Source organism: Parafrankia discariae (assembly GCF_000373365.1).
Classification (GTDB): domain Bacteria; phylum Actinomycetota; class Actinomycetes; order Frankiales; family Frankiaceae; genus Parafrankia; species Parafrankia discariae.
The window spans coordinates 465,607-479,096 of record NZ_KB891102.1 but is presented as its reverse complement, the minus strand read 5'-3'; the positions used below and the strand labels follow the sequence as shown (position 1 = coordinate 479,096).

The 13,490-nt window shown below is 71.8% G+C and carries 10 protein-coding genes; all 10 read left to right on the top strand.

The window, feature by feature from the left end:
• Positions 1-90 precede the first annotated feature (90 nt).
• The 10 genes from clpX (at position 91) to B056_RS0101945 (ending at position 13,396) form a co-directional block, all read left to right on the top strand.
• On the top strand, positions 91-1,383 hold the full coding sequence (gene clpX, locus B056_RS0101995) for an ATP-dependent Clp protease ATP-binding subunit ClpX (protein ID WP_018500227.1): 1,293 nt from the start codon (positions 91-93) through the stop codon (positions 1,381-1,383).
• Positions 1,384-1,521: 138 nt separating this feature from the next.
• The gene (locus B056_RS0101990; RefSeq protein ID WP_018500226.1) at positions 1,522-2,871 is read left to right on the top strand and encodes a bifunctional folylpolyglutamate synthase/dihydrofolate synthase; all 1,350 of its coding nucleotides are present in this window, start codon (positions 1,522-1,524) and stop codon (positions 2,869-2,871) included.
• Between the two features lie 204 nt (positions 2,872-3,075).
• Positions 3,076-3,489: a nucleoside-diphosphate kinase gene (ndk, locus tag B056_RS0101985; protein WP_018500225.1), complete on the top strand. Its 414-nt coding sequence runs from the start codon at positions 3,076-3,078 to the stop codon at positions 3,487-3,489.
• 534 nt (positions 3,490-4,023) lie between these two features.
• The gene (locus tag B056_RS0101975) at positions 4,024-5,055 is read left to right on the top strand and encodes a rod shape-determining protein (protein ID WP_020462738.1); all 1,032 of its coding nucleotides are present in this window, start codon (positions 4,024-4,026) and stop codon (positions 5,053-5,055) included.
• A gap of 281 nt (positions 5,056-5,336) precedes the next feature.
• Positions 5,337-6,329, top strand: coding sequence for a rod shape-determining protein MreC (mreC, locus tag B056_RS0101970; RefSeq protein ID WP_018500223.1), 993 nt, complete (start codon positions 5,337-5,339; stop codon positions 6,327-6,329).
• 7 nt (positions 6,330-6,336) lie between these two features.
• Positions 6,337-6,873, top strand: coding sequence for a rod shape-determining protein MreD (gene mreD / locus B056_RS0101965; protein ID WP_026239228.1), 537 nt, complete (start codon positions 6,337-6,339; stop codon positions 6,871-6,873).
• Positions 6,870-9,212 carry a penicillin-binding protein 2 gene (gene mrdA, locus B056_RS0101960; RefSeq protein WP_018500221.1) on the top strand — a complete coding sequence of 781 codons (2,343 nt, stop codon included), beginning with the start codon at positions 6,870-6,872 and terminating at the stop codon, positions 9,210-9,212. Before mreD ends, mrdA begins: the two co-directional genes overlap by 4 nt.
• Before the next feature lie 103 nt (positions 9,213-9,315).
• Complete coding sequence (gene rodA / locus B056_RS0101955; RefSeq protein WP_026239227.1) at positions 9,316-10,551, top strand: rod shape-determining protein RodA; 1,236 nt, start codon at positions 9,316-9,318, stop codon at positions 10,549-10,551.
• A 45-nt stretch (positions 10,552-10,596) separates the two neighbouring features.
• A complete protein-coding gene (locus tag B056_RS0101950) occupies positions 10,597-12,651 on the top strand; it encodes a TIGR03960 family B12-binding radical SAM protein (protein WP_018500219.1) in 2,055 nt (684 codons plus the stop codon).
• Positions 12,635-13,396: a TIGR03936 family radical SAM-associated protein gene (locus B056_RS0101945; protein ID WP_026239226.1), complete on the top strand. Its 762-nt coding sequence runs from the start codon at positions 12,635-12,637 to the stop codon at positions 13,394-13,396. Before B056_RS0101950 ends, B056_RS0101945 begins: the two co-directional genes overlap by 17 nt.
• The last annotated feature ends 94 nt before the right edge of the window (positions 13,397-13,490 follow it).

The window sequence follows — 13,490 nt, the reverse complement described above, 5'->3', positions numbered from 1 at the left end:
GATACAGGCAGACACGCGACGACCGGGCGGTGCCCACCGCCCCCGACACGCAGGCGACACCATCGTCTGGACGAAGGGACTGAGTCCTCGGTGGCACGCATCGGTGATGGCGGTGACCTGCTCAAGTGCTCCTTCTGCGGTAAGTCTCAGAAGCAGGTGAAGAAGCTCATCGCCGGCCCCGGCGTCTACATCTGCGATGAGTGCATCGATCTCTGCAACGAGATCATCGAGGAGGAGCTCTCCGAGTCCTCGGAGCTGAAGTGGGAGGAGCTCCCGAAGCCGCGGGAGATCTACGAGTTCCTCGACGGCTACGTGGTGGGCCAGGAGACAGCGAAGAAGACGCTGTCGGTGGCCGTCTACAACCATTACAAGCGGGTGCAGGCGGGCGGTGCCTCCGGCGGTGACGCGGCCAAGGGCGAGGTGGAGCTCGCGAAGAGCAACATCCTGCTGCTGGGCCCCACCGGCTGCGGCAAGACCCTGCTGGCGCAGACGCTGGCCCGGATGCTGAACGTCCCGTTCGCCATCGCCGACGCGACCGCTCTCACCGAGGCCGGATATGTCGGCGAGGACGTCGAGAACATTCTTCTCAAACTCATCCAGGCCGCCGACTACGACGTCAAGAAGGCCGAAACCGGCATCATCTACATCGATGAGGTCGACAAAATCGCCCGCAAGTCGGAGAACCCGAGCATCACCCGGGACGTCTCCGGTGAGGGCGTGCAGCAGGCGCTGCTGAAGATTCTCGAGGGAACGACGGCGAGTGTCCCGCCGCAGGGCGGCCGCAAGCACCCGCACCAGGAGTTCATTCAGATCGACACGACGAACGTCCTGTTCATCGTGGGTGGGGCTTTCGCCGGCCTGGACCGCATCATCGAATCCCGGATCGGCAAGAAGTCGCTGGGCTTCCGCGCGGTGCTGCACGGCAAGGACGACCCGGACTCCTCGAACGTCTTCGGCGACATCATGCCGGAGGACCTCCTCAAGTACGGAATGATCCCGGAGTTCATCGGCCGGCTGCCGATCATCACCAGCGTCTCCAACCTCGACCGCGAGGCGCTCATCCGGATCCTCACCGAGCCGAAGAACGCCCTCGTCCGCCAGTACAAGCGGCTGTTCGAGCTCGACGGCGTCGACCTGGACTTCACCACCGACGCGCTCGAGGCCATCGCCGACCAGGCGATCCTGCGCGGGACGGGCGCCCGCGGCCTGCGTGCGATCATGGAGGAGGTCCTGCTCTCGGTGATGTACGACATCCCGAGCCGCAAGGACGTCGCCCGCGCGGTGATCACCCGCGAGGTCGTGCTGGAACACGTCAACCCCACCCTGGTGCCACGCGACGTCGCCGCGTCGAAGCGTGGTCCGCGCCAGGAGAAGTCCGCCTGACGAGGTCGCGGCCGGCCATCCCGGCACCGGCCATCCCGGCACCGGCCACCGTCGCCGAGGTGGCGATGGCCGCGGCGCCGAGGTGCCCGCGCCGGCCGCGACCCCGGCCGGGCGCGGCGATGCCATAACCTCGGCTCCGTGACAGACGCACGCACGGGGCGCACGCCGGACGACGCGGCCGAGCTCGCCCGGGTGGAGAAGGCACTGGCCGGGCGGTTCCCGCACCGGATGCACCCGGACCTGGACCGGATGCGGGATCTCGTCGACCTGCTGGGGCACCCTGAGCGGTCCTTCCCGTCCATCCACATCACCGGCACGAACGGCAAGACGTCCACGGCGCGGATGATCGACGCGCTGCTGCGTGGCTTCGGGCTGCGGCCGGGCCGGTACACCTCCCCGCATCTGGAGAGCGTCACCGAGCGGATCAGCATCAACGGCGCGCCCGCCGACGCGGAGATGTTCGCCCGGGCCTACGACGACGTCATCCCCTACGCGGAGCTCGTCGACAGCCGCCATCCCGAGCGGGTCACGTTCTTCGAGCTGCTCACCGCGATGGCCTTCTCCGCGTTCTCCGACTCGCCCGTGGACGCTGGGGTCGTCGAGGTCGGGATGGGCGGCACCTGGGACGCGACGAACGTGATCGACGCGGGCGTCGCGGTGATCACGCCGGTCTCGCTGGACCATCGGGAGCTGGGCGACACCGTGGAGGCCGTGGCGGCGGAGAAGGCGGGGATCATCCGGCCGGACGCCCTGGTGGTGCTGGCGCAGCAGGCGCTGCCGGCCGCCGAGGTCCTGCTGCGACGCAGCGCCGAGGTCGGAGCCACCGTGGCGCGGGAGGGCCTGGAGTTCGGGGTCGTCGGCCGGCGGGTGGCGGTGGGCGGCCAGGTGCTGACCCTGCGCGGGCTCGGCGGGACCTACGAGGAGGTCTTCCTGCCGCTGCACGGCATCCACCAGGCGCACAACGCGGCCGTGGCGCTGGCGGCCGTCGAGGCGTTCCTCGGCGGCGGGCAGGGCCAACTGGACGCCGACGCGGTCCGCGCCGGATTCGCCCAGGCCGACTCGCCCGGCCGGCTGGAGGTCGTGCGTCGCTCGCCGACCATCATCCTGGACGGCGCGCACAACGTCGCCGGCGCGCAGGCCCTCGCGGCCGCCGTCGGCGAGGCCTTCGGCTTCGACACCCTCGTCGGCGTCGTCGGCATGCTCGGGGACAAGGACGCCGAGGGCATCCTCGCCGCCCTGGAACCAGTGCTCAGCAGTGTCGTCATCACCCAGAGCACGTCACCGCGGGCGATGGGCGCGGACGACCTCGCGGCGATCGCGGTGGACGTCTTCGACGCCGACCGGGTCGAGGTCGCGCCACGGCTCGACGACGCCCTGGAGGCGGCGGTGCGGCTCGCGGAGGAGGAGGGCGAGCTGGGGGGTACGGGAGTGCTCGTCACCGGCTCGCTGGTGACCGTGGGGGAGGCGCGGCACCTGCTGCGTCGCTGACCGTCCGTCGGCCGACGATGCCCCGGTGATCCCGGTGATCCCGGTGTTGCCCGTGCGGTGCTCTGACGGGTGGTCCGGGGGACTGCGCGGACCGGCGGTGAACGTCGACCCTGTAGGTTTGCCGGGGGCCAACCGGTGTCGCGCAGGCGCGGTCCGGGCGCCCTGATCACGTCGAAGATGACGAAACGATTCTGAAGGAGTCCCGTGTCCGCCGAGCGCACCCTCATCCTGGTCAAGCCCGATGGCGTCAGCCGCGGCCTCGTCGGTGAGGTCGTCGGCCGCATCGAGCGCAAGGGGCTGAAGATCGTCGCTCTCGAGCTGCGCACCCTCGAGCGCTCGGTCGCCGAGACCCACTACGGCGAGCACGCCAGCAAGCCGTTCTTCGGCGAGCTGGTGGAGTTCATCACCTCCGGTCCGCTCGTCGCGCTGGTGGCCGAGGGGCCCCGCGCCGTCGAGGCCCTGCGTGGCCTGATCGGTGCCACCGACCCGGTGAAGGCGGCTCCCGGGTCGCTGCGTGGTGACTTCGCCCTCGAGATCGGCCAGAACCTCATCCACGGGTCGGACTCGCCCGAGTCGGCCAAGCGCGAGATCGACCTGTTCTTCCCCGGCCTGAGCTGACCCGGCCGGCTCCGGCCGGCCTCCCCGAGGGTGGCCGGCGGCACCGTTGCGGGTGAACCGCCGGCCGCGCGGCGCCCCGTCGCGGCGGTACCCCGGTGGGGTCGCCGCGCGGGCCGCCCGTCCCGGTGGGCGTTTCGGCACCGATCCGGGGCGGTTGCGCCCGCGGCCCGGCGCCCGATCGGCGGCGCTGCGCCGCCCGCTCGGCAACCGTCCCGGATGGCGTGGCGCCGACCGGCGTGCCGTGCCCGCCCCGCTACGCGCGGGGTGACACGCTTCCCGGTCGGCGCGGTGACCCCACCGGGGGCGGTCTACGCTTTCAACTGCCCGGAACGTGTCCGGCGGGTCGCGCCGAACGACCTTGCGGTCGGTCGTCGTGACCGTGTTCTCGCGCGGCGCATCCGGGCCGTCCCGCCCGCTCGACGAACTCTGTACGCGTTTCGCGCGTCGGTCGGAGACGGGCCGGTCGGTGACGCCCGCGTGCGCCGCCCGGACCCGTCCCAACCGCGCGCCCCCCGGGAAGGCCGGCACCCGACGATGTCCAGTTCGCTGTCATTCCTCGGTCGTGACATGGCCGTCGACCTTGGTACCGCCAACACGCTCGTCTACGTCCGCGGCAGGGGGATCGTCCTCAACGAGCCCAGTGTGGTGGCGATCAACACGACCACCTCGGGCATCCTCGCCGTCGGTACCGACGCCAAGCGGATGATCGGGCGCACCCCGGGCAACGTGGTGGCCGTCCGTCCGCTGAAGGACGGCGTGATCGCCGACTTCGAGACCACCGAGCGGATGTTGCGCTACTTCATCCAGAAGGTGCACCGCCGCCGGCACTTCGCCAAGCCGCGGCTGGTGGTGTGCGTGCCCTCCGGCATCACCGGCGTGGAGCAGCGGGCCGTCAAGGACGCCGGCTACCAGGCCGGGGCCCGCAAGGTCTACATCATCGAGGAACCGATGGCGGCGGCGATCGGTGCCGGCCTGCCCGTCCATGAGCCGACCGGGAACATGGTCGTCGACATCGGCGGCGGCACGACCGAGGTCGCGGTCATCTCCCTCGGTGGGATCGTCACCAGCCAGTCGATCCGCACGGCCGGTGACGAGCTCGACACGGCGATCATCTCCTACGTCAAGAAGGAGTACTCGCTGATGCTCGGCGAGCGGACCGCCGAGGAGATCAAGATGGCTATCGGTTCGGCACACAAGATCCCGGACGAGCCGAGTGCGGAGATTCGCGGCCGTGACCTCGTCACCGGTCTGCCCAAGACGATCGTGGTGACCGCCGAGGAGATCCGCAAGGCCATCGAGGAGCCGGTGAACGCGGTGATCGACGCCGTGAAGGTGACTCTCGACAGATGCCCTCCGGAACTCTCCGGCGACATCATGGACCGCGGGATCGTGCTGACCGGTGGTGGGGCGCTGCTGCGCGGGCTCGACGAGCGCCTGCGGCACGAGACCGGGATGCCGATCCACATCGCGGAGAACCCGCTGCACTCGGTGGCGATGGGCTCGGGCAAGTGCGTCGAGGAGTTCGAGGCGCTCCAGCAGGTCCTGATCTCCGAACCGAAACGCTGACCGCCCCCCGGGGTCGGGAACCCGGCCGGCCCGCCGCTCGTCCGACCAGGAAGATCGACGGTCGCGGGCGCGCGGTGCCGTGGCGGCGGCGGCCGAGGGCGTTGTGACAGCGCCGGTCCAGGCTTGTCCGGCCGTTTCGGCGGCCGGGTGGCCGGCCGGCCCCGGCTCGAGGGCCCGCCGCGGCCCCGGTAGAAACATCACCGGAACATCGCGGCTGACCGTGGGCCGGCAGCCATCCGGACCACACGGCAGGAGGACGGCACCGGTGACGGAGGACCGACGTGGGACGTGACACCAGGCGCTCCCGCCTCGTCATCGCCGCGCTGCTCGTCCTCGCCTTCACGCTGATCACGCTCGACTACCGGACGGGTGACTCCGCGACCGGGGTGCGCGGGGCGCTGCACTCGGCGGTCGGTGGCGTGGAGAACGCGGTCACCACGGTGACCCGCCCGGTGGGGCGCACCGCCTCCTCGCTGACCCACCCGAACCGCTACCACGACCGCGCCGACCGGCTTGACGAGGAGAACGCCGCGCTGCGGCGCCAGATCGCCGACGGGGCCGAGATCGACCGGCTGGCGGGGCAACTGTCCGACCTGCGCCTGCTCGCGGACAAGGGCCAGTACACGATCGTCCCGGCCCGGGTCATCGCGGTCGGCGACGTCACCGGCATGGACTGGACGGTGACGATCAACGCCGGCCGCCGGGATGGCCTCGCCGTCGACAAGGTCGTCGTGAACGCGTCGGGCCTGGTCGGGACGGTCGCCTCGGTGACCGACAGCACCGCCGTGATCAAACTGCTCTGCGATCCGACCAGCCGGATCGGCGCCCGGCTGGAGACCACCCAGCTGCTCGGCGCGGTGGCCGGCGGCCAGGGGCCGAGCTCGCTGACCTTCACCCTTTATGACGCCTCGTACCAGGTAAAAAAGGGTGACCGTTTGGTGACGTTCGGTAGTCTTGACTATGTGGCGGGTGTACCGATCGGCGAGGTGACCAGGGTGGTGGATGTCGGCGGGCTCTCGCGCACCGCCGAGGTGCGTCCCTTCGTCTCCGTCGGCACGCTCGACCTGGTCGGCGTCGTGATCGGCGGCCCGCCGGCGGACCCGGGCGACCGGGTCCTCCCGCCCCGGCCGGCACCCGCGCCCGCCGCCGCGCAGCCGCCGGCTGGCCAGCCCGAGAACGGCCAGCCCGAGAACGGCCAGGCGCAGAACGGCCAGCCGCAGACTGGCCAGGCGCAGGGCGGTGCGGGCGTCCCGGCGGCCGAGGGCGCGGGCTGAGCCGGCCGTGTGGGATACCGGAAGCCCCGAGGAGAACCTGCATCCGCGCACGTTCGCGGCCGCGGTGGTGGTGCTGCTGGTCGCCGTCGTCCTGCAGGTCTCGGTCGTGGCCCGGCTCGGTGCACCGCTCGGCCGGCCCGACCTGGTCCTCGTCCTGCTCGCGATCATCGCGTTGATCGAGGGGCCGATGCTCGGCGCGGTCCTGGGCTTCACCGTCGGGCTCGTTGCCGACCTGCTGTCCACCCATGTGATCGGGCAGACCGCACTCGTCCTGTGCCTGGTCGGGTATCTCACCGGCCTGGTGATGAACGCGGCGGAGCGCTCGATCGTCGTGCCGCTCGCCGCCGTCGGTGCCGCGGCGGCGCTGGGCACCCTGGGCCACGCGGCGACCACGTCGATCCTGGGCGACGCGGCCCTCACCGGTGGCCAGGCCATCGTGCGCGCGCTCGCCGCCGGGCTCTACGCCCTGCTCGTCACGCCGTTCCTGTTCCCGCTCGCGGCGGGGGCCTCCCGCCGCCTGCGCGGGGATCGGAGGCGGGTGTGACCGACCGGATGCGGATCCGGCTGCTGATCCTTCGGGTCCTCGTGCTCTCCCTGCTGGTGACGCTCGGCGCCCGGCTGTGGGTGCTGCAGATCCTCGACGGCGAGCGCTACCGCCAGGTCGCGGAGACCAACCGGGTCCGTGAGGTGGTCACCCCCGCCACCCGGGGCATGATCGTCGACGACGAGGGCCAGCCCCTGGTGCGCAACCGCACCTCGCTGGTCATCTCGGTCAACCGGTCGGCCATCGACCGCCAGGCGGACAAGGGCAAGGCCGTGCTCGACCGGCTGGCCACCGTCATCGGGGCGCCGCTGGCCGAGCTCGAGCAGCGGGTCCGCTTCTGTTCGGCCACGGTGCGGGCGCCCTGCTGGAACGGCTCGCCCTACCAGCCGGTCCCGGTGGCGAAGGACGTCACCCCGGCGCAGGCGCTCGCGGTGATCGAGCACCCGGACCGCTTCCCCGGCGTGTCCGCGGACCTGCAGGCCGTCCGCGAGTACCCGAACGGCGGGCTCGCCGCGCACGAGCTGGGCTACCTCGCCCCCGTCTCGCAGGAGCAGCTCGACAAGCAGGGCGACGAGAAGGGCTACCACCTCAACAGCCTGATCGGCGTCTCCGGCCTGGAGTACACCTACGACGACGCGCTGCGCGGCGCGGACGGCGTGGAACGCCTCGAGGTCGACCGGTTCGGCCGGGTCGCGGGCACCGCGTCGACGACCCCGCCGGTCAGCGGCGACCACCTCGTGCTCAACCTCGATCTCGACGTCCAGCGCGCGGCCGAGGAGGCGCTGGCGAAGACGCTCGACTCGCTCGGCGGGGGAGCCCGCTCCGCCTCCGCGGTGGTGCTGGACGTGCGCACCGGCGGCGTCGTCGCGCTGGCCAGCCTGCCGTCCTACGACCCGTCGGTGTTCGTCGGCGGTGTCTCCCAGAACGACTACGCCGCGCTGTCAGACCCGGCCAACGGCACCCCGCTGCTGTCCCGCGCCTTCCAGGGCTCGGCGGCGGCCGGGTCGACGTTCAAGGTGGTCTCGACCGCCGTCGCCATGCAGAACCTGGGCGCGACCGGTGACCAGACCTACGACTGCGCCCCGACTCTGCAGGTCGGCGACCAGATCTTCCACAACTTCGACGGCTCGTCCGCGGGCCCGATCACGCTGCACCAGGCGCTGGTCATCTCCTGCGACGTCATCTTCGACAAGTTCGCCTACGACGCCTGGGTCGCCGACGGCGGGCTGCGCAACGGCCGTGGCCCCTACCCGGAGCCCAAGGAGTACTTCATCCACATGGCCGAGGCCATGGGTTTCGGCCGGCGCACCGGCATCGACCTGCCGGGCGAGACCGCCGGCTCCGTCGTCGACCGGGCGGACGCGAAGAAGATCTGGGAGGAGCTCAAGGACTCCTACTGCCGGCGCGCGCAGAACGGCTACCCGGAGGAGTCCGACCCGACGAAGGCCGAGCGCTTCCGCAAGTACGCGGCCGAGGCCTGCGTCGACGGATACCTCTACAACGCCGGTGCGGCCGTCCAGTTCGCCATCGGGCAGGGGCAGTACCTCTCCGTCAGTCCGTTGCAGCTCGCCACCGCCTACGCGGCCATCGCGAACGGCGGGACGATCTACCAGCCCACCCTGGCCAAGGCCACGGTCTCGCCGGACGGCAGGGAGGTGAAGCCGATCGAGCCGAAGGTCGTCGGCAGGCTGCCCGTCTCGCCGGAGATCCTCGCCTACATCCGGGGCGGCCTGACCGGGGTGACGACCGAGGGCGGCGGCACGGCGACCGGGGTGTTCGCCGACTGGCCCAGCGACATGGTCCCGGTGGCCGGCAAGACCGGGACCGCCGAGGTCGAGGGCAAGGGCGACACCTCGTGGTTCGCCTCGTTCGCCCCGGCGAACGACCCCCAGTTCGCGGTCGTCGTGAGCATCCCGGAGTCGGGAACCGGCGCCGAGTACGCCGCGCCCGTGGCCAAGGAGATCTACCAGGCGCTCTACGGCGTCGGGCGTCCCGGAGCGGTACCCGGCGGCAAGCCACCGGCCGAGCTGCCCAAGCTCAGCCGTGACGGCACGTTCGCCGCGGCCTCCGGCGCCCCCGCGGCCGCTCCCGGCACGGCCGGCACGACGGCCCCGGGTGCGGCGCTGCCGGGATCGGTGCCGACGGGCACGGCGCCGGCGGTGCTCACCGGCACGGCGCCGGCGGTGCTCACGGAGACAGCGCCGGCGGCGCTCACGGGAACGGCGCCGGCGGTGCTCACGGGTGACCAGAGCGGTGAGCCGGCCGGCGGCCCGGTGGCGGCGGGTGCGGCGGCAGGTGAGCGGGAGGCGCGGGCGCGCGGCCCAACCGGCCGCGGCTGACAACGAGACCCGGCAGCGAGAACAGCGACCACGGCACGGGAACCACGGCAACGGGAACAGCGGGCGGCGAACGGCCGTCCACCGGTGGCAGGGGAGGCGAATGATGACGCAGGAGCAGGGGCCCACCGCGCTGCGTTCCTCCCCGGTGCTGGTCCGGGGGCGGATCGGGCAGCTGCGCGACCGCGCCTCGGGGCGGCACTCGCCGCTGCGGCGGCTCGACTGGGTTCTGCAGATCAGCGTGATCGCGCTGGCCCTGCTGGGTGCCCTGCTGGTCTGGTCGGCCACCCGCCAGCGGCTGGAGGAGGCCGGGGGAGACCCGCAGACCTTCCTGAAACGCCACCTGCTGAATCTGATGATCGGCCTGCTGCTCGGGGCCGCCGCGACCCTGGTGGACTACCGGATCCTGCGGGCCTACGCGCCCTTCGTCTATCTCGGCTCGCTGGTCGGTCTCGTCGCCGTTCTCGTGGTCGGCACCACCGTCAACGGGGCCCACTCGTGGATCGTGCTCCCGGCCGGCTTCCAGCTCCAGCCGTCGGAGTTCGCCAAGGTCGCGCTCGTCGTCGGCGCCGCGATGATCCTCGGGGAGAAACACGAGGACCGGCACACCGGCATCCGCCGCGGCGCGCCGGGCCACGGCGACGTGCTGCTGGTGCTCGGCCTCGCCGTCGTGCCGATGGCCCTGATCATGCTGCAACCCGACTTCGGCACGGTCATGGTGCTGGTGTTCGTCACCCTCGGGATGCTGGCGGTCAGCGGCGCGCCGCGGCGCTGGGTGCTGGGCCTGATCCTGTGCGGGGTTCTCTTCGGCGGGGCGATCCTCCAGTTCCACCTGCTCAAGCCCTATCAGGAGGCGCGCCTCACCTCGTTCGTCTCCGAGAACAAGGCGGCGTCGTCGACCGGTTACAACGTCGACCAGGCGATGACCGCGATCGCCAACGGCGGCATCACCGGCCGTGGTCTGTTCGAGGGCCAGCAGACCCAGGGCCAGTTCGTGCCCGAGCAGCAGACCGACTTCGTGTTCAGCGTCGCCGGCGAGGAGCTCGGCTATCTGGGGGCCGGGGGTGTGATCGTCCTGCTCGGCGTGGTGCTCTGGCGGGCGCTGACGATCGGTTTCCACTCGCAGGACTCGTTCGGCGCGCTCATCGCCACCGGCGTGGTCTGTTGGTTCACCTTCCAGATCTTCGTCAACATCGGCATGTGTCTCGGCGTGATGCCGGTGACCGGCCTTCCGCTGACATTCCTGTCCTACGGCGGTTCCTCGATGTTCGCGAACATGATCGCGGTCGGGCTGCTGCAGAATGTCCGCCTGCGCTCGCGCTCCGACCCCTACGCGCTCTGAGGCCTGAGGCGGTCGGCCACGCTGCGGTGCCGTAGGCTCGCGGGCATGTCCGGACAGTCGCTGTTTCCCCTCCTGGAGCCGCTGCTCCCACGGGTCCGGAAGCCCGTCCAGTACGTCGGCGGCGAGGGGAACGCGGTCGTCAAACCCTGGGGCGACGCCGCGGTCCGCTGGTGTCTGATGTACCCCGACGCCTACGAGGTCGGGCTGCCGAACCAGGGCGTCCAGATCCTCTACGAGATCCTCAACGAGCAGCCGGACGTCCTCGCCGAACGCACCTACTCGGTCTGGCCGGATCTCGAGGCCCTGATGCGTGAGCACGGGATACCGCAGTTCACGGTGGACGGCCATCGCCCGGTCGCGGACTTCGACCTCTTCGGGGTCAGCTTCTCCACCGAGCTCGGCTACACGAACCTGCTCTCGGCCCTGGATCTCGCCGGCATCCCGCTGCACACCGCGGACCGCGCGGCCCCGGGCGACGGCCTGGCCTGGCCGATCGTCATCGCCGGCGGGCACGCGTCCTTCAACCCCGAGCCGATCGCGGACTTCGTCGACGCCGTCGTCATCGGTGACGGCGAGCAGGCCGTCCTGCTGATCACCGACCTCACCCGCGCCTGGAAGGCCGCCGGCTCGCCCGGCGGGCGGACCGAGCTGCTGCACCGCCTCGCCCGCCGCAAGCTGGTCTACGTCCCTGGGTTCTACGACGTCACCTACCGGCCGGACGGGCGGATCGCGGCGGTCACCCGCAACCGGGACGAGGTCCCGGAACGGCCCGCCAAGCACACCCTGACCGACCTCGACTCGTGGCCGTACCCGAAGGCGCCGCTCGTGCCACTGGCCGAGACGGTGCACGAGCGGCTGAGCGTGGAGATCTTCCGCGGCTGCACCCGCGGCTGCCGGTTCTGCCAGGCCGGCATGATCACCCGTCCGGTGCGGGAACGCAGCATCACCACCGTCGCCGAGATGGTCGACGCCGGGCTCGCGGCCTCGGGTTTCTCCGAGGTCGGCCTGCTGTCGCTGTCGAGCGCGGACCACAGCGAGATAGGCGAGATCGCCAAGGGCCTGGCCGACCGCTACGAGGGCACCAACACGGCGCTGAGCCTGCCCTCCACCCGGGTGGACGCCTTCAATGTGACCCTCGCGAACGAGTTCTCCCGCAACGGCCGCCGCAGCGGGCTCACCTTCGCCCCCGAAGGCGGCTCGGAACGGCTCCGTAAGGTCATCAACAAGACGGTCAGCGCGGAGGACCTGGTCCGCACGGTCAGCACGGCCTACGCGAACGGCTGGCGGCAGGTGAAGCTCTACTTCATGTGCGGCCTGCCCACCGAGACCGACGAGGACGTCCTGGAGATCGCGGATCTCGCCCGCGAGGTCATCCGGGCCGGCCGGCGGGCCAGCGGTCACCGCGACATCCGGTGCACCGTGTCCATCGGCGGGTTCGTCCCCAAGTCGCACACGCCGTTCCAGTGGGCGGCGCAGGCGTCCCACGAGGTGACCGACCGGCGCCTCAAGCTGCTGCGGGACACCGTGCGCGCCGACCGGGAGGTGGGCCGGGCGGTCGGCTTCCGCTACCACGACGGGCGCCCGGGCATCATCGAGGGCCTGCTGGCCCGCGGTGACCGCCGGGTCGGCCGGGTGATCGAGCGGGTCTGGCGCGACGGCGGCCGCTTCGACGGCTGGAGCGAGTACTTCTCGTTCGCCCGCTGGGAGGCGGCGTGCGAGGCGGAGCTCACCGGGCTCGGTGTCTCGCTGGACTGGTTCACGACCCGCGAGCGCGACGAGCGCGAGGTCCTGCCGTGGGACCACCTCGACGCCGGCCTCGACCGTGACTGGCTGTGGGCCGACTGGCAGGAGGCCCTGCGCGCGACCGAGCTGGACGACTGTCGCTGGACGCCCTGCTACGACTGCGGGGTGTGCCCGACGATGGGAACCGAGAACCAGATCGGGCCCACCGGGCGCACCCTGATCCCGGTGATCCCGGTGGGGCCTCCTGCCGGAGCGCCGGACCCGGCCGCCGCGGCCGGTGCCGGCACCGGCACCGGCGCCGGCGGGTCATCCGCTGTTCCGTCCGACCTGGCGCGGGCAAGTGCCTCGTCGACCTGAGGGCCCGCCGCCCCCGCCGGTGGTGGCCCGGGTGCGGGTCCGGTTCGCCAAGCGGGGGCGGCTGCGTTTCCTCTCGCACCGCGACATCGCCCGGACCTTCGAACGCGGCCTGCGCCGGGCCCGGATACCGGTCGCGTTCTCGGCCGGGTTCAGTCCCCATCCCCGGGTGTCGTGGGTCGGCGCGGCGCCCACCGGCGCCGCGAGCGAGGCCGAGTACTTCGAGGTCGCGCTGTCCGCGCCGATGGAGCCCGAGCAGGTCCGCGCGGCACTGGACGCGGCGCTCCCACCTGGGCTGGACGTCCTGCACTGCGTCGCGGCGGACAGCCCGCCACTGCCCGACCGCATCGACGCGTCCCGGTGGCGGCTGAGGATGCCGGGCGTCGCGGCCGCCGATCTGGACGTCGCGGTGACCGAGCTGCTGGGCCGGGAATCGCTGACGGTCGAGCGGGCCACCAAGGACGGACGGCGTCGCGTGGACGTGCGCGAGGCCGTGGTCTGGGCCGTTTGCCGTGCAGAGAACGACACCTGTGCGATACTGGACGTGGTCGTACGGCACACGACGCCCGCCGTTCGACCCGACGACGTGCTGACCGCCCTTTCCGCGGTCGCCGTCCTCAGCGTCCCGGTGCCGCCCGAGCCAACACGACTCGAACAGGGCCGGTTGCGCGAGGACGGAACGCTGGCGGACCCGCTGGTACCGGACCGCGACGAGGCTGCCCGGCTGGTGGGTCAACTCGGAGCGTGATGCAGGGCGTCGCAGGATTGCCGGCGGCACCACCGTCGGACCGAGACAGTGGCTTCTGCGCGGCCGCGACTGCTGACACAGCGCGCCCGGGAGC